This window comes from Rhodopseudomonas sp. (assembly GCF_013377015.1).
Classification (GTDB): Bacteria; Pseudomonadota; Alphaproteobacteria; order Rhizobiales; family Xanthobacteraceae; genus JARJEH01.
The window spans coordinates 790,094-813,599 of record NZ_JACABA010000002.1 but is presented as its reverse complement, the minus strand read 5'-3'; the positions used below and the strand labels follow the sequence as shown (position 1 = coordinate 813,599).

General features: G+C 65.1%; 20 protein-coding genes. 11 read left to right on the top strand and 9 right to left on the bottom strand.

Translation table 11 applies throughout. The features are described 5' to 3' along the window. Positions 1 to 204 precede the first annotated feature (204 nt). Entirely contained in the window at positions 205 to 1,014 is an 810-nt protein-coding gene (locus HXX15_RS12285) for an enoyl-CoA hydratase/isomerase family protein (RefSeq protein ID WP_296516335.1), read from the top strand. Positions 1,015 to 1,206: 192 nt separating this feature from the next. Here the strand turns inward: HXX15_RS12285 and HXX15_RS12280 are convergent, their stop codons facing one another. Next, the gene (locus tag HXX15_RS12280) at positions 1,207 to 3,159 is read right to left on the bottom strand and encodes an AMP-binding protein (RefSeq protein ID WP_296516334.1); all 1,953 of its coding nucleotides are present in this window, start codon (positions 3,157 to 3,159) and stop codon (positions 1,207 to 1,209) included. Between the two features lie 123 nt (positions 3,160 to 3,282). On the opposite strand from HXX15_RS12280, the gene HXX15_RS12275 reads away from it, so the two are divergent. Further along, the gene (locus tag HXX15_RS12275; RefSeq protein WP_296516333.1) at positions 3,283 to 3,969 is read left to right on the top strand and encodes a transglutaminase family protein; all 687 of its coding nucleotides are present in this window, start codon (positions 3,283 to 3,285) and stop codon (positions 3,967 to 3,969) included. A 9-nt stretch (positions 3,970 to 3,978) separates the two neighbouring features. On the opposite strand, the gene HXX15_RS12270 is transcribed toward HXX15_RS12275, so the two are convergent. After that, positions 3,979 to 5,145, bottom strand: a complete 1,167-nt coding sequence (locus tag HXX15_RS12270; protein ID WP_296516331.1) for an acyl-CoA dehydrogenase family protein — start codon at positions 5,143 to 5,145, stop codon at positions 3,979 to 3,981. 83 nt (positions 5,146 to 5,228) lie between these two features. Between HXX15_RS12270 and HXX15_RS12265 the strand changes: the two genes are divergently transcribed. Beyond that, on the top strand, positions 5,229 to 7,289 hold the full coding sequence (locus tag HXX15_RS12265) for an NADPH-dependent 2,4-dienoyl-CoA reductase (RefSeq protein ID WP_296516330.1): 2,061 nt from the start codon (positions 5,229 to 5,231) through the stop codon (positions 7,287 to 7,289). A 45-nt stretch (positions 7,290 to 7,334) separates the two neighbouring features. Here HXX15_RS12265 and HXX15_RS12260 read toward each other — a convergent pair whose 3' ends face one another. Further along, positions 7,335 to 8,183 (bottom strand): SDR family oxidoreductase, encoded by an 849-nt coding sequence (locus tag HXX15_RS12260; protein WP_296516329.1) that lies wholly within the window; start codon positions 8,181 to 8,183, stop codon positions 7,335 to 7,337. Between the two features lie 85 nt (positions 8,184 to 8,268). On the opposite strand from HXX15_RS12260, the gene HXX15_RS12255 reads away from it, so the two are divergent. Further along, the gene (locus tag HXX15_RS12255) at positions 8,269 to 9,054 is read left to right on the top strand and encodes an enoyl-CoA hydratase/isomerase family protein (RefSeq protein WP_296516328.1); all 786 of its coding nucleotides are present in this window, start codon (positions 8,269 to 8,271) and stop codon (positions 9,052 to 9,054) included. Between the two features lie 35 nt (positions 9,055 to 9,089). Here HXX15_RS12255 and HXX15_RS12250 read toward each other — a convergent pair whose 3' ends face one another. Beyond that, entirely contained in the window at positions 9,090 to 9,845 is a 756-nt protein-coding gene (locus HXX15_RS12250) for a TetR/AcrR family transcriptional regulator (protein WP_296516327.1), read from the bottom strand. 89 nt (positions 9,846 to 9,934) lie between these two features. Here HXX15_RS12250 and HXX15_RS12245 point away from each other — a divergent pair, with 89 nt between their 5' ends. Continuing rightward, positions 9,935 to 10,732, top strand: a complete 798-nt coding sequence (locus HXX15_RS12245; protein ID WP_296516326.1) for an enoyl-CoA hydratase-related protein — start codon at positions 9,935 to 9,937, stop codon at positions 10,730 to 10,732. 23 nt (positions 10,733 to 10,755) lie between these two features. On the opposite strand, the gene HXX15_RS12240 is transcribed toward HXX15_RS12245, so the two are convergent. From HXX15_RS12240 to HXX15_RS12220, 5 genes are all read right to left on the bottom strand, one after another. Further along, positions 10,756 to 11,547 carry an IclR family transcriptional regulator gene (locus HXX15_RS12240; protein WP_296516325.1) on the bottom strand — a complete coding sequence of 264 codons (792 nt, stop codon included), beginning with the start codon at positions 11,545 to 11,547 and terminating at the stop codon, positions 10,756 to 10,758. 27 nt (positions 11,548 to 11,574) lie between these two features. After that, entirely contained in the window at positions 11,575 to 12,342 is a 768-nt protein-coding gene (locus HXX15_RS12235; protein ID WP_296516324.1) for a glucose 1-dehydrogenase, read from the bottom strand. Next, on the bottom strand, positions 12,339 to 14,075 hold the full coding sequence (locus HXX15_RS12230) for an FAD-dependent oxidoreductase (RefSeq protein ID WP_296516323.1): 1,737 nt from the start codon (positions 14,073 to 14,075) through the stop codon (positions 12,339 to 12,341). The genes HXX15_RS12235 and HXX15_RS12230 overlap by 4 nt, the downstream gene beginning before the upstream one ends. Before the next feature lie 10 nt (positions 14,076 to 14,085). Then, complete coding sequence (locus HXX15_RS12225; RefSeq protein ID WP_296516322.1) at positions 14,086 to 15,288, bottom strand: ABC transporter substrate-binding protein; 1,203 nt, start codon at positions 15,286 to 15,288, stop codon at positions 14,086 to 14,088. A 279-nt stretch (positions 15,289 to 15,567) separates the two neighbouring features. Next, a complete protein-coding gene (locus HXX15_RS12220) occupies positions 15,568 to 17,685 on the bottom strand; it encodes a hybrid sensor histidine kinase/response regulator (protein WP_296516321.1) in 2,118 nt (705 codons plus the stop codon). A 215-nt stretch (positions 17,686 to 17,900) separates the two neighbouring features. Between HXX15_RS12220 and HXX15_RS12215 the strand changes: the two genes are divergently transcribed. From HXX15_RS12215 to HXX15_RS12190, 6 genes are all read left to right on the top strand, one after another. Beyond that, positions 17,901 to 18,215: a c-type cytochrome gene (locus HXX15_RS12215; RefSeq protein ID WP_296516320.1), complete on the top strand. Its 315-nt coding sequence runs from the start codon at positions 17,901 to 17,903 to the stop codon at positions 18,213 to 18,215. A gap of 91 nt (positions 18,216 to 18,306) precedes the next feature. Continuing rightward, positions 18,307 to 19,446, top strand: a complete 1,140-nt coding sequence (locus HXX15_RS12210; protein WP_296516319.1) for an acyl-CoA dehydrogenase family protein — start codon at positions 18,307 to 18,309, stop codon at positions 19,444 to 19,446. Between the two features lie 151 nt (positions 19,447 to 19,597). Continuing rightward, positions 19,598 to 20,758 (top strand): acyl-CoA dehydrogenase family protein, encoded by a 1,161-nt coding sequence (locus HXX15_RS12205; RefSeq protein WP_296516318.1) that lies wholly within the window; start codon positions 19,598 to 19,600, stop codon positions 20,756 to 20,758. A gap of 95 nt (positions 20,759 to 20,853) precedes the next feature. After that, entirely contained in the window at positions 20,854 to 21,504 is a 651-nt protein-coding gene (locus tag HXX15_RS12200; protein ID WP_296516317.1) for a glutathione S-transferase family protein, read from the top strand. A gap of 99 nt (positions 21,505 to 21,603) precedes the next feature. Beyond that, positions 21,604 to 22,428 carry an AraC family transcriptional regulator gene (locus HXX15_RS12195; protein WP_296516316.1) on the top strand — a complete coding sequence of 275 codons (825 nt, stop codon included), beginning with the start codon at positions 21,604 to 21,606 and terminating at the stop codon, positions 22,426 to 22,428. Between the two features lie 117 nt (positions 22,429 to 22,545). Next, positions 22,546 to 23,412: a 3-keto-5-aminohexanoate cleavage protein gene (locus HXX15_RS12190; protein ID WP_296516315.1), complete on the top strand. Its 867-nt coding sequence runs from the start codon at positions 22,546 to 22,548 to the stop codon at positions 23,410 to 23,412. Positions 23,413 to 23,506 lie beyond the last annotated feature (94 nt).

The following is a 23,506-nucleotide window of genomic DNA, read 5'->3' as shown; positions in this document are numbered from 1 at the left end:
TTGTGTTTAGTCGCTGGCGGGTTTCGTTCCCGAAACTCTGCGCTTGCGGCTCTCGCCAATCGGACATAATTCTAACATCCGTTCGAATAAATTCATAGCAGGTTGCACACGCCAACGCGGCCGGAAAATGCAGCCGGCCCGAAAATGCAGCGACAATCGCTCTGGCCGATCAAACGCGCCAGCAGACCAGCCAGGGGAAACACCATGTCCGATCGCTACAAGGCCTACACCAAGCTGAAGCTCGACTATCCGGCGCCGCGGATCCTGCGGCTGACCTTCGACCGGCCCGAGACCTACAATTCGGTCGATGCCGAGACCCACACCCAGCTCACTCATATCTGGCGCGACATCAACGACGACCCGGATATCAACGCCGTGATCGTCACCGGCGCTGGCAAGGCGTTTTCCGCCGGCGGCGATTTCGAACTGATCAAGAGCATCCTGGACAATCCGGTGGCGCGGATGTCGACCTGGAAGGAAGCCAAGGATCTGGTCTACAACGTCATCAACTGCAACAAGCCGATCATTTCGGCGATCAACGGCGTCGCGGTTGGCGCCGGCCTGGTGGTCGGTATTTTGGCAGATATTTCGATCTGCGGAAAATCGGCGCGCATCGTCGACGGCCACACCAGGCTCGGTGTCGCCGCCGGCGACGTGGCCTGCATCATCTGGCCGCTGCTGTGCGGGCTGGCGAAGGCGAAGTACTATCTGCTGACCTGCAAGCCGCTGTCCGGCGATGAGGCCGAGCGGATCGGTCTGGTGTCGCTGTGCGTCGAGGATGCTGACCTGCAACGGATCGCGCTGGAGACCGCGCAGGACCTGTCGAACGGCGCGCAAAGCGCGATCCGCTGGACCAAATATTCCCTGAACAACTGGCTGCGGGTCAACGGCCCGATCTTCGACACCTCGACCGCGCTGGAAATTCTCGGCTTTACCGGCGCGGAAGCCCGCGAGGGCCTGGCCTCGCATGTCGAAAAGCGCAAGCCGGTGTTCCCGCAGGATTGCCCGATCTGAGCGGCAACGATCGCTGCGGCGACAACAACAGCCGTCATTCCGGGGCGCGAGCCGCAGGCGAGCGAACACGGAATCTCGCGGCGATGTCGAGCGTGAAGCGAGATTCCGGGTTCGCGTGCGGCTTGCGCCGCCCGCGCCCCGGAATGACGGCGATGGTGGCGGATGCGCTGTGACTGCATCATCCGCTGAAGTTTAATCTCCAAGCTTCGCGCGAATCCGTTCCACGGTCTCTGGATTGGCCAGCGCCGACAGGTCGCCGGGGTCCTTGTGCTCGAACACCGCGCGCAGCACCCGGCGCATGATCTTCAAATTGCGAGTGCGGGGCAGATCGTCGACGAAGACGATTCGCTCCGGCCGATACGACGCGCCCATGCCGTCGACCAGCGCAGCCGACAATGCGTCGGCCATGGTGTTGTCGGCGGCGACGCCGGGCATTGGCACGCAGGCGCAGACGATCGCCGAGCCCTTGACCGGATGCGGAATCCCGAACACCGCGGCCTCCGAAATCTTTCCGGTCGCAACCAGGATGCCTTCGAGTTCGGCCGGGCCGGTGCGCTTGCCTGAAATCTTGATGGTGTCGTCGGAACGGCCGAGGATGTAATACAGGCCATCGTGGTCGCGCATTGCGAAATCGCCATGCACCCAAAGCCCCGGTAGCGTGCTCCAGTAGCTTTCGATGTAGCGCTGGTCGGCCTTCCACAGGCTCTTGGTCATGCCGATCGAGGCGTGGCGCAGCACCAGCTCGCCGACTTCGCCGGCCGCCGCCTTCTTGCCGGTGACGTCGACGATGTCCGCGCCGACACCGAGCGCCGGGCGCGCGAACGAGCACGGGTTCATCGGGTGGATCGGCGTCCCGGTGAAGATGCATCCGCCGACCTCGGTGCCGCCGGAAATATTGATGATCGGCAGCCTCGACTTGCAGACGTGCTCGAAGAACCAGCGCCACGGCGCTTCGGTCCAGGCCTCGCCGCCCGACGCGGTGATGCGCAGGCTGGAAAGGTCGTATCTCTCGACCTCGTCGGTGCCGTAGCGCATCAGGCTGCGCACGATGGTCGGCGAGACGCCGAGATAGCTGACGCGATGATCCTGGATCAGCCGCCAGAACCGTCCGGTGTCGGGAAAATCCGGGGTGCCTTCGGCGATCAGCAGGCTGCCGCCGGCGAAGCTCGGAATGCAGGCGCACATCGCGCCCACCATCCAGCCCATGTCGCTGAAGAAGAAGAACCGATCCGACGGTTTGAAGTCGCCGCAGATGATGATGTCGCGCGTCACCATCGAGCCGATGAAGCCGATCTGGGTCCAGACGCAACCCTTGGGCTCGCCGGTGGTGCCGGAGGTGTAAAGCAGGATCGCCGGATCTTCCGCCTGCATCTCGACGGTGGCGATTGCGCCGTCCTGTCCGGCGACGACGTCGCTCCACCAATGATCGCGGCCGGCCTGCATCGGGGTGTCGATGTCGAGTCCGTCACGCTTGACGACGATAACGTGTTGCACGCTCGGCGCGTGCTCCAGGGCTGTGTCGAGTACCGACTTCAGCGCCGCCGGCTGGCCGCGGCGCCAGGTGCCGCTGGCGGTGATCACCGCCTTGGCCTCGCCGTGGTTGAGCCGCGACTGGATCGGGCTCGGGCCGAAGCCGGAGAACAGCGGCATCACGATGGCGCCGAGCTTCAGGATCGCGAAGAACGCCGCGAAGGTTTCCGGCAGATTCGGCATGTAGATCGCCACCACGTCGCCGCGTCCGATGCCGAGCGCGCGCAAGCCCTGCGCCAGGCGGCAGACTTCATGGTCGAATTCGGCGTAGCTGACGCTGCGCTGCTCGCGTTTGTCCTCGCCCTCCCAGACCAGGAAAGTCTGGTCCCACACCGGCGTGCCGCGATGCTTGTCGAGGCAGTTCAGTACGATGTTGGTGGTGCCGCCGACGCACCAGCGCGCCCAAGGCTCGCCGCGCGAGAGGTCGAGCATCCGGTCATACGGCCGATAGAACCGTACGTCGCAGAAGGCGAACACCTGCTGCATCAGCCAGGCCGGATCGGCGTCGGCGCGGGCGGCGAGGGCGTCGTAGTCCGGGCAGCCGGTGGCGCGCAGGAAGTCGGCGAGATTGCTCGCTGCGATCAGCTCCGGCGACGGCTCCCAGGCATATGGCATGTGGTGCTTCCTCGCCGATTTCCGGCCCGCGTAGCGTTGTTGGCGCGAACGTTGCCTCGCGCGCCGCCGATTGACAATCGGAAAATTCTAACGTTTGTTCGAATAAATCGCCTGGAGCCCAAGATGAGCACGACTGCCTGTCGACCGGAATACCTGCAGCCGTCGGCCTATGTCGACAGCGACTCCGCCGAGGTGCGTGAATTCGTGGCGCGGGTGCTGGCCGGCGCCGAGGATCGCAGCCCGACCGAGAAGGCGATCCTGCTGTTCAACGCGGTGCGCGACGACATCCGCTACGATCCGTTTCATATCGGCGTCACTGCGGACGAATATCGCGCCAGCCGGATTGCCGGACAGCCCTCGGGCTTCTGCATCCCCAAGGCGATCCTGCTCACCGCGGCGCTGCGCGCCGCCGGGATTCCCGCCGCGGTCGGCTTCGCCGATGTGCGCAACCATTTGAATTCGCCAAAGCTGTCGGAATTGATGGAGACCGATCTGTTCCTGTATCACGGCTATGTGGCGCTGTGGCTCGACGGCAAGATGTTCAAGGTCACGCCGGCGTTCAACACCGAATTGTGCCAGCGCTTCGGCGTCAAGGAATTGATCTTCGACGGCCACAGCGACGCGCTGTTCCACGAATTCGACGCCAAGGATCGGCGCCACATGGAATACGTCAACGATCGCGGCTGGTCGGCCGACCCGCCGATCGGGGCACTGCTGGAGGATTTCCGCCGCGCCTATCCCAAGCTATGGCAACTGAATGAAGAGCGGGTCCGAATCAGCGATCCCGCCTTCGAAGGGCCGGCAAAATAGCCAACCGCCTCAGCTCTGCTTGGCGTATTGCACCGCGACGCGGCCGACCTTCTCGCGGGCGATCACCAGTTTCTGGATCTGCGCGGTGCCGTCGCCGATCTGCAGGCCCATCACGTCGAGATAGCGCTGATGGAACGGCAGGTCCGTGGTGTAGCCGTAATGGCCATGGGTCAGCAGGCACTGGTGGATGATCTCGCAAGTGACCTTGGGCACGTACCATTTGCACATCGCCGCCTCGGCGGTGTGCGGCAGGCCGCGATCGCGTAGCGACAGCGTGTAATAGCAGAGCTGCCGCATCATCGTGAGCTGGGTCTCGGCCTCGGCGAGCGGAAAGCTGACGCCCTGGAACTGCGCGATCGGCCGCTCGAACGCGATCCGGCCCTTGCTGTATTCCCAGGCCTCGTCGACCGAGGCCTGCGCCGGGCCGATGCATTCCAGTCCGATCAGCGCGCGGCTGTAGTCGAAGCCGGCCATGATCTGGGAAAATCCCCGGTTCTCGTCGCCGAGCATGCATTCGGCGGGGACGAAGACGTCGTCGAAGAACACCGAGCCGCGGCCGACCGGCTTGGTGCCGATGTCGTCGAAATGGGTGCGGGTGATGCCGCTCTGGTTGAGGTCGACAAAGAACGCGCTGACGCCGCGGGCGCCGTCCTCGACTTTTCCAGTGCGGGCGAACACCACGGCGGCGTCGCACTGGTCGGAGAAGCTCATCGAGGTCTTTTCGCCGTTGAGGCGATAACCATTGCCGGAGCGCTCGGCGCGCAGCACCAGATTGGCCGCATCGGAGCCGCCGCGCGGCTCGGTGAGGCCGAGCCCGAGAATGGCGTCGCCGCTGGTGACGCGCGGCAGCCATTGCGCGGCGATCTCCGGCGAGGCGTGCTTGGCGATCATGCTGCCCATCAGCGACGCCAGCAATTGCACATAGGAGACGTTGAAATCCGCAGTGGCGATCTGCTCGATGATCACCCCGGCGGTGGCGCAGCTTTCGCCCAGGCCGCCATATTGCTCGGGCAGGTCAGCGCCGATCAGGCCGAGGCTGCCCATTTCCTTCACCAGCGCCCGGTCGATGCCGTTCTGCTTCGCCCGCGTCAGGTAATGCGGCGCCAGCTTTTGCTTGGCGAACCGCTGTGCGGCCTCCTGGAACGCCTGCTGCTGCTCGCTCAGCGTGTAGTCCATGGTGCTTCTCCCGGAAGGCATTTGATTTGCATTCAGTCTAACAACTGTTAGAAAATATGCAAAAGCGTCAAGGGAGCAAACGAATGTCGGGCGGTTCGGGATCATCGCGCTATCCACATCTGCTGTCGCCGCTGAAGGTCGGGCAGGTCACGCTGCGCAACCGCATCATCATGGGTTCGATGCACACCCGCCTCGACATGGAGGAGAACGGGCTGCACAAGATGGCGGTGTTTCTCGGCGAACGCGCCAAAGGCGAGGTCGGGCTGATCATCACCGGCGGCTATGCGCCGAACACCGCGGGCCTGCTTGAGCCGGGCGGACCGATCTTGACCGAACCGGCGCAAGCGCGCGAATTGCGCCAGATCACCGACGCCGTGCACGCGCATGACGGCAGGATCTGCCTGCAGATCCTGCATTCCGGTCGCTATGCCAAGCAGGAGGAATGCCTCGGGCCGTCGGAGATTCGCTCGCGGATCAACCGCTTTCCGCCGCGGGCGATGACCGGCGAACAGATCGAGCAGACCATCGCCGATTATGTGCGCTGCGCGCTGCTGGCCAAGGACGCCGGCTTCGACGGCGTCGAGATCATGGGATCGGAAGGCTATCTGATCAATGAATTCACCGTGCTGCGCACCAATGATCGCAGCGACGAATGGGGCGGCTCGGAAGAGAACCGGCATCGACTGCCGGTCGAACTGGTGAAGCGGGTGCGCGCCGCGGCGGGCGCCGGTTTCATCATCATCTATCGAATTTCCGCGATCGATCTGGTCGAGGGCGGCGCCACCGGCGAGGAGATCGATCGGCTGGCGCAGCGGGTCGAGGCCGCCGGCGCCGACATTCTCAACACCGGGATCGGCTGGCACGAGGCGCGGGTGCCGACCATCGCCTATCCGATTCCGCGCGGCGCCTGGCGCTTCGCCGCGGCCAGACTGAAGCGCGTGGTCGGGATTCCGGTGGTGGCGTCGAACCGGATCAACACGCCGGAACTGGCCGAGGAGGTGCTGGCCAGCGGCGACAGCGACCTGGTGTCGATGGCGCGGCCGATGCTGGCCGATCCGCATTTCGTGAAGAAGGTGAGGGAAGGCCACGCCGACAAGATCAATATCTGCATCGCCTGCAACCAGGCCTGTCTCGATTTGATCTTCTCCGACCGCAGCGCCTCCTGCCTGGTCAATCCGCGGGCCTGCCGCGAAACCGAGTTCGACGAAGCTCCGGCTGCGTCGCCGCGCAAGATCGCGGTGATCGGCGCCGGGGCGGGCGGCCTCGCCGCCGCCGCCGAGGCCGGCCGCCGCGGTCACCACGTCACGTTGTTCGAGGCGTCGGACCGGATCGGCGGCCAGATCAATCTGGCGCGGGCGGTGCCCGGCAAGGCGGAATTCGACGAGATGCTGCGCTACTATGACGGCGCGGTCATTGACGGCGGCGTCGAGCTGCGGCTGTCGCAGTCGCCGTCGATCGCGGACCTCAAGGACGGCGGCTACCAGGCGGTGGTGGTCGCGTGCGGCGTGCACCCGCGGATTCCGGAAATTCCCGGCATCAATCATCCCAAGGTGGTGTTCTACAACGACCTGCTGAGCGGCAGGCGCCACGCCGGCCGCAGGGTCGCGATCATCGGCGCCGGCGGCATCGGCTTTGACGTCGCCGAATATCTCTGCCACTCGCAGCCCGATGAAGGCCCGCATGCGCGCGGGCTCGACCTCGCCGGGTTCCAGGCCGAATGGGCGATCGACGCCAGCCTCACCAAGCCCGGTGGCTTGAGCGGCGATCCGCTGGCGCCGCGGCCCAGCCCGCGCGAGATCACCATGCTGCAACGCAAGACCTCGCGGCCGGGCGCCGAGCTCGGCGTCTCAACCGGCTGGATCCTGCGCAGCAGCCTCGCCAAGCGCGACGTCAAGATCTTGGCCGGCGTGAACTATCAACGGATCGACGACGACGGGCTGCATATCGTGGTCGACGGCGCGCCGCGGCTGATCGCGGTCGACACCGTCGTGATCTGCGCCGGCCAGGAATCCAATCGCGGCATGCTCGATGAATTGCGCGCGGCGGGGATCGAGGCCCACGTGATCGGCGGCGCCAAGGAAGCCGCCGAGCTCGACGCGATGCGCGCGGTCTATGAGGGCGTCAAGGTCGCGCAGGCGCTGTAAAGGCCGGCGCGATCGTTGTGGCCGCCGGCTCGCAATGACGTCACCCTATTTCGCTTTGCCGTCGCCGCGCTCGCGGTTGGCGAACTTCATCATGTCGATCATCTGCCGGGCGTCGTGGGCGAGATGCAGGGTTTCGCCGCCGTCGATGTACCATTCCTCGCCGGTGACGAATTTCCCCAGCGGCGACGACAGGAAGATGATCGCCGCGGCGATGTCCTCGACGTCGCCCATGTGGCCCATGATGTTGCGATTGAGCTTGAGCCATTGCTCGGGATCGATCGGGTAGTGTCCCATGCCCTCGGTTTTGATCGTGCCCGGGGCGACGCAGTTCAGCCGGATGCCGAATTCGGCCCATTCGAATGCCAGAGTCTTCATCATCGCCAGCACGCCGCCGCGCGCCGCGGCGGTGTGGACGAAGCCGGCGAGGCCGGAGCGCACGCAGGCGGTGACGAACACGATCGAGCCGCCGTGCTCGAGCATGAAATGATCGGCCGCCGCCTTGGTCATCTGCCACGACCCGACCAGGTTGTTGCGGATCACGGTCTCGAAACCCTTGTTGCTGAGCTCGCGCGCCGGCGCGACGAACTGGCCGCCAGCGTTGTTGACCAGGATGTCGAGCCGGCCGAATTCGTCCTTGATGCGCCGCATCACGCCGTCGATCGCGTCGGCATCGCGAATGTCACCGGACAGCGCCAGCGCCGTGCCGCCGGCCGCTTTGATCTCGCTGGCGCAGTCCTCGATCGGCTCGACGCGGCGGCCGAGCACGATCAGTTTCGCGCCGCAGCGCGCCATTTCCAGCGCGGTGGCGCGGCCCATCCCGGTGCCGCCGCCGGTGACGAGGGCGATCTTGTCCTGCAGGAGATCCGGTGCGAAGCGCATCTTGAGCTGTTGCATGGTGATTTTCGATTCCGAATTGAGGTTGTGTTCGATGCGCCGGGGCGTATTCTAACAGATGTTAGAATTTGGGAAAGGGGCCGCGATGCCGGAGAACGAGCCGATCCGCTACGAGGTCGTGGACGGCATCGCCACGATCACGATCGATCGCCCGGAGCGCAAGAACGCGCTGTCGGTGGCGGCGATGAACGGGTTGACCGATGCGTGGCAGCGCGCCGGAGGCGATGCCGCGGTGCGGGCGATCATCCTGACCTCGGCGGATTGCGGGGTATTCTCGGCCGGGCTCGACCTCAAGCAGGCGGCGGAGATCCGGCAGCGCGACGGCGTCGATATTCTGAGCCTGATGCGCGACCCGATGCAGACCGCGATGCGCGGCGTGCCGCAGCCGATCATCGCGGCGATGACCGGCTCGCTGATGGCGGGCGGCATGCTGCTGGCGCTGAATAGCGATCTGCGGGTCGGGTTGCGCGGCACAAGGGCGGGGATCACCGAGGTGAAGATGGGACGCGGCTCGCCCTGGGCGGTGCCGCTGTTGTGGATGCTGCCGCAGCCGCTGGTGATGGAACTGGTGCTGACCGGCGAGACCGTGCCGATCGAGCAACTCGCCGGCCTTGGCTTCGTCAACCATCTGGAAGACACGCCCGACGCGGTGCGGGCGCGGGCGCTGGCTTTGGCGCGCAAGATCGTCGAGGGCGCGCCGCTGTCGGTGAAGGCGGCGAAGGCCAGCGTGCGGGCGGCGATGGATCTCGGCTGCGCGCAGGGGCTGGTCGAGGCGAACCGGCTGCATGTCGCGGCCTATGCCAGTCAGGATGCAATCGAAGGCCCGCGCGCCTTCGCCGAAAAGCGCAAGCCAGTGTGGCAGGGCCGCTAGCCATGCGCGGATCGGGCGCCGAGGGAGTCCCGCGGCTATTTCTTCTTGACGCCGTCGAAGATCAGCAATTCGGTGCGCCGCGCCAGTTTCAACACCTCGGCCTTGTTGGTGAAGTTGAACCATTCGACGGTCCAGTTCAGCGCGCCGAGTACGAAGATCCGCAACGGCACGATTTCGATGTCGGCGCGGATTTCGCCGGCGCGGCGGGCATCGAGAAACAGCTGATCCCAGTACTTGGCGTAAGCGCGGCGGATCGGGCGATGCCGCTTCTTCAGCCGCTCCGGCAACTGGCCGTAGATGCGGATGTTGGCCGAGGTGAAATCGCTGGCTTCGAGCAACGCCACCAGATGCGCCTCGATCGCGATCCCGATCCGGCGGCGGTGCGAGACCTTGCCGACGTCCTTCAGCGCCAACTGGACGGCGTTGAAGATGCGATGCAGCCCCTGATGCAGCACTTCGTCGAGGATCGCCTCCTTGGAGTCGAAATAGTAGTAGATGCTACCGGCCTTGATCTCGGCCAGGGCCGCGATCTGGCGCAGCGTGGTCGCCGAATACCCCTGACGGCGAAACAGCTTCGCGGCGGCCTCGAGAATCGTGTCGCGGGATTTTTCCGATTTCGACGCCGGGGCTACCTCGTCGGAGGCGGTCTGCGCCGCCGCGCCACGCCGCGCTTTCGGTTTGAACGCTGCGCGAGACGACGCGGATTTGCCGGGCTTTGCCTTGGCGCGCTGCGCCGGCCTCGTCACCAACGGCGACCGCCGTGCCGGCTTGACGTTCGAAATGTCTTCCATCGCAAATTATTGCAGGAGCCAAAACACTTCGTCAACGGCCCTGTGGTTCGCCAAGAACACTCATCAAACGACCAATCGGGAGCGCGACAATGGGTCTGGAAGCAACGACGACGTTCGAATGCGAGATCGGTGATGGCCTCGCGTATCTGGTGCTGAACCGGCCCGGCACCGGAAATCCGATCGACGGCGCGTTCTGTCGCGAGTTCAGCCTGGCGATGGGCGAGCTGAGCGAGCGCGACGACGTCCGCGCGGTGCTGATTTCCGCGCGTGGCAGGCTGTTCAGCGTCGGCGGTGATCTGACCAAGATGGTTGAGCAGGGCAAGACGTTGCCGAAAACCATCAAAGCCTGGACCGCCGATCTGCACTCCGCGATCGTGCGCATGGTGCGGATGCGCGCCCCAGTGGTGGTGGCGGTGCAGGGCAATGTCGCCGGCGGCAGCGTGTCGCTGATGGCGGCGGCCGATCTGGTGGTGATTGGCCGATCGGCGAAGGTTTCGGCGGCGTTCGCCAAGATCGGCTTCACGCCGGACAGCGGTTCGACCACGACCGTAACGAGGCGGATGGGTGTGGCGCGGGCGCGGCGGTTCTTTCTGTTGTCGGAAACGCTGGACGCCGAGGCCGCGCTGGCGGCCGGTCTGGTCGACATCGTGGTCGCCGACGACGCGGTGGTTGCCGAAGCGGAGCGGATCGCGCGCGAGCTTGCCGCCGGACCCACCGAAGCCTATGGCGGCATCAAGCGGCTATTTCTGGCGACGCCGAGCCGGACCCTGGAAACCCAGATGGAGGATGAAGCCCAAACCCTGGCTGCGATTTCACGCACCGTCGACGCGCAGGAGGGAATCACGGCGTTCAAGCAGAAACGCAAACCGCTGTTTGTCGGGAAGTAACGAAGTTGATTCGCGGGTGCTCGTTACGGCTGGTCCGGCGCCTGGAATCCGAGTCGCCGCGACACCGCGCCGGTGCATGCGAGCAGCGCCTTCGCGATCGGGCTATCCCAGCCGATGTCGAATGTGCCGACCGGTCCCATCACCGTCACCACCAGCACGATGCTGCCGGCGTGATCGAACACCGGGGCTGCGAACGCATTGATTCCCGGAAGCGGATCGCCGATGGCGCGTGCCAGGCCGCGTCGGCGCACATCGGCCAGCATCCTGGCGACCTTGGCCGTGCGGATCGACAGCTTGCGATCATAGCCGACGCCGTGCCGATCGAGGCCGGCGTCGAGTGCGGCGATCGTCACCTTCTGCGGAAGAAAAGCCGAAAAGACACGGCCGGTCGCGGTTCCCAGCATCGCCACCACCGAGCCGACCCGCATTACGATATGCACCTGGTGGCTCGGCTCCTCGAGCCTGACGATGGTCGGACCGTGGGTGCCCCAGATCGCGAGCGAGACCGCAAGATCGATCTCGCCCGCGAGCGCTGCGATCTGCGGCGTGGCCACACGCACCGCCGACAGACGGCGCAGGCTGACGACACCGAGCTCGAGCGCTAACGGACCGAATTCGTAGCGGCCGGTGGCCTTGTCCTGTTCGATCAGCCCGAGCCGCGAAAAGCTGACGAGATAGGGATGCGCCTTGGCCGGCGCCATGCCGGATTCCCGCGCGAGATCGCGCAGCATCATCGGTTCGCCGGCCCGCGCCAACGCGCGCAGCAACTGGCCGCCCACTTCGATCGACTGGATGCCGCGGCTTTGCTTGATCATCACTGATTCCCTGCGCCGGCGCCGCTGTCACACGGCGAGAAAGCCACCGTCGACGGGCAGGGTAACGCCATTGACGTAAGACGCCATATCGGATGCGAGAAAGACGACCGGCCCGACCAATTCGTCCGGCTGCCCGACCCGGCCGAGCGGCGTTCGTCCGATGAATCCGGCGAGCCGCGCCGGATCGTTGCGGGTCGATTCCGTCATCGCGGTTTCAATCACGCCGGGGGCGATGGCGTTGACCCGGATGCCGTCGCGCGCCAGATCGCGGGCCAGCGCCTGGGTCAGCAGCTTGACGCCGCCCTTGGAGGGCGCATAGCCGAGCGTATCGCCGACGCCGACGAACGACGCGATCGAGCCGACGTTGATGATGGTGCCGCGAGTTTGCCGCAGGGCCGGCAGCAATGCATGCGTTACATTGAACACGCCGTTGAGATTGACGTCGAGCACGTGGCGCCAGTTGGCGTGGGCGTTTGGCGAATCGATAGTCTCGCGGATGATGATGCCGGCATTGTTGACCAGAATGCCGACCGCGCCGACGTCGCGCAGCAGCGTCTGCGCCAGCGCCGCGCAGGCGGCGGCATCGGTGACGTCGAGCTGAAAATGCCAGCCGTTGCGGCCGGCGGCGCGCACCTGCTGCGCAGTGCAGTCGGCGGCCTCAGGATCGATATCGGTGACGACGACATCGGCGCCATGCTCGGCCAGGCCGATCGCGATGGCGCAGCCGTTGCCTTGGCCGGCGCCGGTGACCAGCGCTAGCCTGCCGGCCAGCAGATCGCGCTGCGGCGCGGTCATCGGTCGGTCGGCGCGGGCGCGCGGCCCGAAATGTGCCGGCCCGCGATATAGCCGAAGGTCAGCGCCGGTCCCAGCGTGATCCCGGCGCCGGGATAGTTGCCGCCCATGATGCTGGTCATATCGTTGCCGGCGGCGTACAGCCCTTCGATGACTTGGCCCTTGGTGTCGAGCGCGCGGGCTTGTTCATCGGTTGCGATCCCCGCATAGGTGCCGAGATCGCCGATCACCATCTTGATCGCGTAGAACGGCCCCTGTTCGATCGGGCCGACGCACGGGTTCGGCGCGTGTAGCGCGTCGCCCTGATATCTATTGTAGGCGCACGAACCCTTGCCGAATGCCGGGTCGCGGCCGTCGACCGCCAGCGCGTTGAATTGCGCGACCGTGGTCTCCAGCCCCTTGGCATCGATGCCGGCTTGCGCCGCGAGTGCCGCGAGGGTTTCGCCGCGCATCAGGTAACCGGAACTCAGATCGTAGCCGATCGGCATCGGATAGGGCGGCACGCAGCCGAGCCCGTATTTGCGCAAGGTCCGGTGGTCGCAAAGCAGAAAGGAGGCGATCTCCTGGTTCGGTTTCGCCGCCTTCACCATCTGCTGGACGAAGTCGTGATAGGAGTTGCCCTCATTGGCGAAGCGGGCACCGTCGCGCATCACCGCGATCACGCCGGGCTTGGCGCGGTCGATGAAGTGCGGCATCACGCCGCTGCTACCATCCTTGCGGCGGGTCACCGACACCGGGACCCAGGCCGCGGCGTTCGGCAACGTATCGTCGACGTAACCGCCGACGGATTCGGCCAGGCGCAGGCCGTCGCCGGTATTGCCGGTCGGTCCCGGTGAGGTGTGCTCGGTGCCGGTCGGCGCATGCGGGAACATCGCCTTGCGCCGCGCCACGTCATGCGGGAAGCCGCCGCAGGCCAGAACGACGCCGCGTCGCGCATGGACGCGCATCGCGCGGCCGTCGTGTTCGACGATGGCGCCGCGCACCGCGCCGTCTTCGACGATCAGTTCGCGCACCGGGGATGACAGCCACAGCGGGATGTCGAGGTCGAAGGCCGATTTCGCCAGCCGGCCGGCGAGCGCATTGCCATTGGTCAGGTTCATGCCGCGGCCATGGCGCAGCACGTCCATCAGATGCCGCGACAGCCGCTTGGCCACATAGATCGCCGACGTCAGCGATCGGGTCGCGCGCATGAAATGGATGATCTCCTTGCCGGATCCGAGCATCATTCCGAACAGGGTCAATTCCGGCAGCGGCGCGCCGAGATCCCGGATATGCGCGCCGAGCTCGCGTCCGTCGAAAGGCCGCGCGACCATCGAACGGCCGCCCTGGGTGCCGCCGGGCGCTTCCGCATGGTAATCGGGAAATACCAGCGGCATATCGAACCGCACCGCCGTCTTCGTGGTGAAGAAATCCACCGCCTCGGGGCCGGCAGTGAGAAACGCGTCGACGCGCGCGGCATCGAAGCTGTTGCCGGCCTCGTGCCGCAGATAGGTCCGGGCCAGGTCCGGCGTTTCGACAATTCCCCAGGCCCGCGCCAGCGAGGTGCCCGGAATCCAGAGCCAGCCGCCGGATCGCGCGGTGGTGCCGCCAAAGCGCGGTTCCTTCTCGACGATCAGCACCTTGAGGCCGGCGTGGCCCGCGGTGACCGCGGCCGACATGCCGGCCGCGCCGGAGCCGACGACGAGCACGTCGCAATCATAACCGACGTTCTTGTCATCGTTCACCGCCGCGGCCATCAGCTGGTTCTCACTTCTTCAACAGCGGGCATTTGGATTCCGAGACCGGCCGGAAGGCGTCTTCACCCTTCACGGTCTTGACGATCTCCAGATAGTCCCAGGGCTCCTTGGACTCCGAGGGCTTCTTCACCCGGGCGAGATACATGTCGCGGATCACACGGCCGTCCTCGCGCAGCTTGCCGCCATGCACGAAGGTGTCCTCGATCGGCAGTTCGCGCATTTTCGCCATCACCTTCGCCGGATCGTCGGTGCCGGCGGCCTTGATTGCCTTGAGATAGTGCAGCACAGACCCATAGACGCCGGTCTGGATCATGGTGGGCATCACGTTTTGGCTGGCGAAGAACTTCCGCGACCAGGCGCGCGTCTTGTCGTCCATGTTCCAGTACGAGGCCGTGGTCAGATAGGTGCCTTGCGCGCCCTGCAACCCGATCGCGTGAACGTCGGTGTCGAACATCAAGAGGCCAACAAGCTTCTGTCCGCCCTTGACCAGGCCGAATTCGCCGGATTGCTTGATCGCGTTGTCGGTGTCCTGTCCGGCATTGGCGAAGGCAACGACATCGGCCTTGGAGTTCTGCGCCTGCAGCGCGAAGGAGGAAAAGTCGGGGGTATTGGTCGGGTGGCGCACGCCGCCCAGCACCGTCCCACCCATCTCCTTGATGAAGCGGGTGGCATCCTGTTCGAGCTGATGGCCGAAGGCATAATCCGCGGTGATGAAGTACCAGGACTTGCCGCCGCCCTGGATCACCGCGGAGGCCGTCACCTTGGACAGCGCGTAGGTGTCGTAGGTGAAGTGCACCGTGTTTGGGCTGCACAGGTCATCGGTCAGCGAACTGGCTCCCGGGCCGGACAACAGCGCGATCTTGTTGCGGTCGCGGGCCAGATTATGAACCGCAATGGCGATTCCGGAATTCGGAATATCGACCACGGCATCGACCTTGCCATTGTCGAACCAGCCGCGCGCGAGCTGGGTGCCGACATCGACCTTCATCTGATGGTCGGCGCTGATGATCTCGATCGGCTTGCCAAGCACGGTGGGTCCGAATTCCTCGACCGCCATCTTCGCCGCCTCGACCGAGCCGGGACCGCTGTTGTCGCGTCCCCAGCTCGACAGGTCGGTCAGCACGCCAATGCGCACGACGTCGTCTGAAATCTGTGCGGATGCGGCCGATGTCATCGCGGCAAGGACGACGCAGGCCAAAAGCTGCCTTTTCATGCGGTTCTCTCCCTGATTGGTTCCGTCGTTGGTGCCGGAATCCGTTAATGTGGTCGTTATCGACCAGTTAGTTAATTGCGAAATTGCATGTCAATGTCAAATCGGCGCGACGCGGCGGTTCCGCCGCCTGGTTCCGACCAGTCGCGGCGCGACGCGATTTCGCGCCAGGCGACGCCGCCGAATCGCGTTCAGCCGGCCTGGCGTTGCCAAAATCCACGATTGTCTGGAGAGACTTAGCAAGCAGCGGAGGCGCGCCGCGTTCGGGACGGTCGCGACGCCTCAGTGCTGCTTCACCTGATTGGCGCGGATCGCCTGCAACAGCGATGCGCGTAGCGCTTCCAGGGTGTAGGGCTTTTGCAGCAGCGGGAAGCCCTCGCGTAACGCGGTGGCGGTGCGGTCGCTGTAGCCCGACGCCAGCACCACCGGCATGTCGGGATAATGTTGGCGGATCAGCCGGCCCAGTTCGAGCCCGCTCATCCCCGGCATTACGATGTCGGAAAACACCAGGCCGATATCGCGCCGCTGCTTCAGCAGCTCGATCGCGGCCTCGGCGGAGTTGGCATGCAGCACGTCGTAGCCGCATTGTTCGGCATAGTCGGCGGCGACCGCGGAGACGTCCGGATGATCCTCCACCAGCAGCAGGGTCGTGGGCTTGGTCACCTGCGGCGGCGGCGTCTCGATTTCCTCGGCATCGGGCAGCGGCTGTTCCGCCGATCGCGGCAGAAACAGCTCGAAGGTGGTGCCGCGCCCGACCTTGCTGTCGACCGTGATGGTGCCGTGCGACTGCTGAACAAACCCATAGATCTGGCTGAGACCGAGACCGGTACCGCGGTCGACCGTCTTGGTGGTGAAGAACGGCTCGAAGATCCGCTCGCGGATGTCATCGGGAATTCCGGTCCCGGTGTCGGCGAAGGTGAGGACGGCGTATTCGCCGGTCAGCCGGCTCGGTCCATGGTTCTTGAGCGCTTCGGTCCGAACCGAAATGTCGATCCGGCCGCCGTCCGGCATCGCGTCGCGCGCATTCAGGGTGAGATTGAGCAGCGCGATCTCGAACTCGTTCGGATCGATCCGGACCGCGACCAGCCGCGCCGGCTGGTCGATCACAATGGCGATATTGCTGCGCACCGACTGCCGCATCACGTCACTGAATTTGGCGACGCTGGCGCCGAGATCGACGACCTTGGCCGAGACGCTGTGGCGTCGGGAGAACGACAGCAGTTGGCGGGTCAGGCCGGTGCCTTTGGCGACGGCAGAATCGATCATGTCGAGGCAGCGCTGATCCTGCGGATCGTTGTGCCGCCGCCGCAGTTTTTGCGCCGAGCCGCCGACCACCATCAGCAGGTTGTTGAAATCATGGGCCACGCCACCGGTGAGGCGGCCGAGCGCTTCGAGCCGTTGTGACTGCCGCAGCGCGTCCTCCGCGACCTGCCTGCGGCCGGCTTCCTCGTAGAGCTTGCGGGTTCTCGCCAGCGCCAGCACCACGATCGAGATCAGCGCTGCGGTCGCTGGCAGGCCAAAGATCAGGTAGCTGCCGACCTGTTTCAGCCATCGCGCCCGAATCACGCGCGTCTCCAGACCGGACATCACGTAGACTGGAAGCCCTGGCAGCTTGCGATAGGCGACTTTCCGATCGACGCCATCGAGCCGCGAACCGGTGGTGGTGGTGCCTTCCTGCGGTTGCGCCTGGAACAGTTTGAACAGACTGCCATCGGGGTCGATCGCGACGTTATCTCCGAGCGCCGGGACCCGCGCCAGGATGGCGCCGTCGTCGCGGAATAGCGCGGCGTAGCCGCCTGCCTCGCCGCTAATCTTGCTGTAGAAGCCGACGAAATAGTCCGGCAGCAGCGAGGCCTGGATCACCCCGACGAAGCTGCCATCCGGCGACGTGCGCCGCCGGCTGACCCCGAAGAATGCTGCCCCACCGAACGGAGCCCGCGGTCGCAAAATCTCGCCGATATAGGTGCCGATGTCGCCGGCGACATGGGCCTTGAAGTAATCGCGGTCGGAGAAATCGATATTGGGCGAGGGGAAACTCAGGCTGTTGACCAGCGCCTTGCCGTGCCTGTCGAACACCCACAGCGATTTGATCTGATCGGCCCCCCGCGCGAGCCGCTTGAAGCGCTCGTGCAGCGCCGCCTCTTGACCCGCGATCTCGGCGTCGGACAGGTCGAGGACGACCTCGTTGATCTCCGCCATGCTGCGCTCGACCGATTCGAACACCTTGAGCGCGTGTTCGGTGATGATGTCGCGGGTCTGGTCGATCTGCCGATCGGCATTGGCCTGGCCGTTGTGGTAGGCCAGCCAGGAGGTGAAGCAAAACAGTGCGATCGGCAACACCACCGCTGCCACCAGGATGGCGCGCAGTAACCGGATCGAATCGCGCTGCGCGGTCAGCATCGTTGCGGTCGGGCCGGATCTCTGTCCATGGATTGGCTATAGAGTATTTTTCGCCGAAGGGGAATCGACGGGGGCCGTGGAACCGCGGTACCTGGCCCGGCAAATGGGGCACAATACCGACTATCGCGTGCCGGGCGGTTGCAGTAAACCAACATCGACCAACCCGCACGCGCGGCCGCTACGCCGCCATGCGCCCGCCACGATAAGGATCCCCCATGCGTGTTCTGACATTCGGCCTGTCACTGCTGCTGCTTGCCGGCGCAAGCCAAACAGTGCTGGCGGCCGATCCGGACAACGGTGAAACGCTGGCGAAGCGCTGGTGCACCGGCTGCCACGTTGTTTCGGGCGATCAGAGCAAGGGAACCGACATCGCGCCGTCATTCTCGTCGATCGCCACCAGGCCAAATTTCGACGAGGACAAGCTCGCCACCTTCCTGCTCGAGCCGCATCCGAAAATGTCCAACATGGCGCTGAGCCGCGAAGAAACCAAGAATCTCGCCTCCTTCATCGCGCTGCAGAAACGGCCGTAGCGCTAACGCCAAGGTCGAATCAGCCACTTAACGCAAGTTGGACTCTGGCTTTCCCGGCATCCTGCGGCCACAGCAGCTGGCAGGTGCAACATTGACCAAGAGCCCGTTCTACACGGCCGAGCATGACGCCTTTCGCGACATGGTGCGCCGCTTCGTCGACAGGGAAATCGCGCCGTTCGCGCATCAATGGGACGAGGCCGGCGAGTTTCCGCGCGAGCTCTACGAGAAGGCGGCGGCGATCGGCCTGCTCGGCCTCGGCTTCCCCGAGGAGTATGGCGGCACCGAAGTCGACCGCTTCATGTGGATCATCGCGGTGCAGGAGCTGGCGCGGGCGGGCGCCGGCGGCGTCAGCGCCAGTCTGAAAAGCAATTCGATCGGCGCGCCGCCGATCGCGCGGGCCGGGACGCCCGCGTTCAAGGCCCGGGTGCTGCCGCAAATCCTGTCCGGCAAGAAGATTTCCGCGTTGGCGATCACCGAACCCTCCGGCGGCTCCGACGTCGCCAATCTGCGCACCACGGCTCGGCGCGACGGCGACCACTACGTCGTCAACGGCGAGAAAACTTTCATCACCTCGGGGATGCGCGCCGACTATATCACCACCGCGGTGCGCACCGGCGGGCCGGGGCCGGGCGGGGTCAGCCTGCTGGTGATCGAGGGCGATACGCCGGGTCTCACGCGCACCGCGCTGAAGAAGATGGGCTGGTGGTCGTCCGACACCGCGACGCTGCATTTCGACGAGTGCCGCGTGCCGGTCGGCAATCTGCTCGGCGAAGAGGGCGCCGGCTTCAAGATCATCATGCACAATTTCAACCACGAGCGTTTGACCATGGCGGCCGGCTGCACCGCTGCGGCGCAGGTCTGTGTCGAGGACGCGATGGACTACGCCAAGCAGCGCCAGACCTTCGGCAAGCCGCTGTCGCAGCACCAGGTGATCCGGCACAAGCTGGTCGACATGGCGCAGAAGGTCGCGGCGTCGCAGGCGATGCTGGAAATGCTGGCATGGCGGCTGGACCAGGGCGAAAATCCGGTCGCCGAAATCTGCATGCTGAAGAACCAGGCCACCCAGACCATGGCGTTCTGCGCCTCCGAGGCGGTGCAGATCTTCGGCGGCGCCGGCTACATGCGTGGCATCAAGGTCGAGCGGATCTACCGCGAGGTCAAGGTCAATGCGATTGGCGGCGGCAGCGAGGAAATCATGAAGGATCTCGCCAGCCGGCAGATGGGATTGTGAGTTCGAGCGCCCACCACAAGTCATTCCGGGGCGCGAGGCCGCAGGCCGCGCGAACCCGGAATCTTGCGGTACGCGCTGAGTATTGTTGCAAGATTCCGGGTTCGCTCGCAGCTAGCGCTGCTCGCGCCCCGGAATGACAGAGGATTGATGAATGCTGTTCACCACTGATCACGACGAGCCGCGCCGCATCCTGCAGAAATTCATCGCCGCGGAGATCAACCCGCATGTCGACGAGTGGGAGAAGGCGGGAATCTTTCCGGCACATGAGCTGTTCAAGAAGCTTGGCGAGCTCGGCTTTCTCGGCCTCAACAAGCCGGTCGAATATGGCGGGCAGGGGCTCGACTACTCTTACGCGCTGATGATGGCCGAGGAACTCGGCGCGATCAATTGCGGCGCGGTGCCGATGGCGATCGGGGTGCAGACCGACATGGCGACGCCGGCATTGGCGCGGTTCGGCTCCGAAGAATTGCGCAAGGAATTCCTCGCGCCTGCGATCGCCGGCGATGCGGTGGCCTGCATCGGCGTCTCAGAGCCCAGCGCCGGCTCCGATGTCGCCTCGATCAAGACCAACGCCCGCGGCGACGGCGATGATTACGTCATCAACGGCGGCAAGATGTGGATCACCAACGGCGCGCAGGCCGACTGGATCTGCCTGCTCGCCAACACCGGCGACGGCCCCAAGCATCGCAACAAGTCGCTGATCATGGTGCCGATGAAGACCAAGGGCGTCACGGTCGCCCGCACCCTCGACAAGATGGGAATGCGTAGCTCCGATACCGCGCAGATCTTCTTCGACGATGTCCGGGTGCCGAAGCGCAACCGGATCGGCGAGGAGGGCCACGGCTTCACCTACCAGATGCTGCAATTCCAGGAGGAGCGGCTGTGGGCGGCGGCGGCCTGCCTCAAGGCGCATGAGGGCACCATCAACGAGACCATCGAATACACCCGTAACCGCAAGGCATTCGGCGCCAGCATCCTGGACAATCAGGTGGTGCATTTCCGGCTCGCTGAATTGCAGACCGAGGTCGAATTGCTGCGCGCGCTGACCTACCGCGCAGCCGAGGCGCTGCTCGCCGGCGAGGACGTCACCAAACTCGCCACCATGGCCAAGCTGAAGGCCGGCCGATTGGGGCGCGAACTCACCGACGCCTGCCTGCAATATTGGGGTGGCATGGGCTTTATGAACGAAACCCCGGTGAGCCGCGCCTATCGCGACAGCCGGCTGGCCTCGATCGGCGGCGGCGCAGACGAGGTGATGCTGGGCGTGCTGTGCAAGATGATGGGCACGCTGCCGGGCATGGCGCAGAAGTAGCGAGACTGCTCGGCGCGCGATCTGGCGACCCGCTTCCCCAGGCGGGGAGAGGGAGCGCGGTGGCCGACAACAACAACCAAGGGAGCGGAAACCACATGATCACGCTGTATCACTGCCACGCCGCGCGCTCGTTCCGGCCGCTGTGGATGCTGGAGGAGCAGGGTCTTCCTTACGATCTGAAGATGCTGCCGTTTCCGCCGCGGGTGCTGGCCAAGGAATATCTTGCGATCAATCCGCTCGGCACCATCCCGTTCATGATCGACGGCGACACCCGGATGACCGAGTCCTCAGGCATCTGCCATTATCTCGGTACCAGGCACGGGCCGACGCCGCTGGTGGTGGGCGTCGAGGAGGCCGCCTATGGCGCCTATCTGAACTGGATGTTCTTCAGCGATGCAACCCTGACCTTTCCGCAGACGCTGGTATTGCGTTACAGCCAACTCGAGCCCGAAGAGCGACGCAATCCGCAGGTCGCCGGCGATTACGCCAAGTGGTTCCTGGGCCGGCTGCGCGCGGTGGAGGCCGCCACTGCCAACGCCGAATGGCTCTGCGCCGGGCGCTTCACCGCCGCCGACGTGGTCATCGGCTACGCACTGCGGCTCGCGGAAAACATTGGGCTGGCCAAGGATTTCGGCCCGAACGTTCAAGCCTACTGGCAGCGTCTGCAGCAGCGCGACGGCTATCGCCGCGCGGTGGCGGCGGAAACCCTCGCCGGCGAGCAGCAGAACGTCCCGAAGCGCGCATGACCCGGTGACATCGTCCGGCTTTGCTGTATTCTCGCGCTGCCCCGCAGAGGGCTCCGCAGCGATGCGGCAACGGGCGAAACACCGCCTCCGGGAGGCCTTATGAGCGACGATGAGTGTCCGGATTCCGGGCATGTGATGCTGATCAGCCCTGAGCGGGTGTTCTATGGCGGCCTACTGGGCCGGCCGCGGCAGCGCAACTTCGGCGGCTTCGCGGTTTACGCCTCGCTGCAGGGCAAGCTGCGCATCAGCATCGATGGCGAAGCGCAGCGGGCCTGCGCGATGGCATTCGTGCCGCCCTATCAAACCCACAGCGTGGAATCCGACTGCCGCTCGGTCGCCTGCCTGGTGATCGAACCGGAGACCGTTGATCCGGCGGCGATGGCGGCGCTCGGCGCCCGAATCGGCGGCGCCGGCGAGGGGGTGATCGCCGGACGGATCCGCCGGGCCTACATGACGCTGCTCGACAGCGGCCGCCGTGACGGCTTCACTACCTCCGAATTCGACACCATCTTCTTCGGCGAGGCGCTGCCGGCGCGATCGATTGACCGACGGATCGCCCGCACCATCGTCCGGTTGAACGATTTCTCTGGCAGCGCGGCCACCGCCGACGACTGCGCCAGCGCGGCCAACCTGTCGCAGTCGCGATTCCTGCACCTGTTCAAGGACGAGACCGGGGTGTCGTTTCGAGCCTTGCGCGCCTGGAAGCGGGCGCGGCATCTGCTGCACTTCGTCAACGAGGACATCAACCTCGCGCATCTGGCGCAGGATATCGGCTATCCGGACTCGACCCATTTCAGCCATTCGATCCGGCGGTTCTACGGCCTGCAGCCGCGCGCGATCTTTTCCGGCTCGCGGGATCTGGCGATCTATCGCAGCGATCCGTCGGCAACTGAACGCGCCGATCTCCGTCAGGGTCGGCAATAGCCCCCTGCCGAAACGGTCGGCAGCGCGTGGACGCAAGAAGCAGGACTCGCGCCCACGCATCATGCTGGCGCCGCGACCTGCGTCGCGCATCCATTCGACACGGAAAGTTGACAAAGCATGGGCGACAAGGCCGTCATTACCTGCTCGCTGAACGGCGTGCTGACCGATCCGAAACAGCACCACGTCCCGGTGACGCCGGAGGAAATGGCGCGCGAGGCCAAGGCGGCGTTCGACGCCGGCGCCAGCGTGATGCACATCCATTTGCGCCAGCAGGCGCCGGGCAAGGGCCATCTGCCATCCTGGGATGTTGGCGTCTCCAGCGAAATCCAGCAGGCGATCCGGCAGGCCTGTCCCGGGGTCATCATCAACCACACCACCGGTGTCTCGGGACCGAACTATAGCGGCGCGCTCGATTGCGTGCGCGAGACCAAGCCGGAAATGGCCGCCTGCAACGCCGGCTCGCTGAACTATCTCAAGGTCAAGGCCGACAACAGCTGGGCCTGGCCGCCGATGATGTTCGACAATTCCGTGGAGAAGATTCAGGACTATCTTAACGTCATGAAAGAGGCCGGCACGATTCCGGAATTCGAATGTTTTGACGTCGGCATCGTGCGCTGCATCGCGATGTATCGCCAGACTGGTATGTATGCCGGGCCGCTGGAATACAATTTCGTGATGGGCGTCGCGTCGGGGATGCCGGCCGATCCGGAATTGCTGCCGATCCTGCTGAAGCTAAAGGCGCCGGACGCGCATTGGCAGGTCACCGCGATCGGGCGCGCCGAAATCTGGCCGCTGCACCAGCGCTGCGCCGACCTCGGTGGGCATCTGCGCACAGGTCTGGAAGACACCTTCTATCTCGCCAGCGGCGAGAAGGTGACGTCGAATGGGCAGCTGATCGAGGAGATCGCCGGCTGCGCCAGGCGGGCCGGGCGTGACATCGCGTCACCCGCGGAAGCGCGGCAGATTTTTGGATTGCTGCACTGAGTCCTATGCCGTGGGAAGACGAGAGTTCGTCATTGCGAGCGAAGCGAAGCAATCCAGAGCCACAAGAGAAGGTCTGGATTGCTTCGTCGCAAGA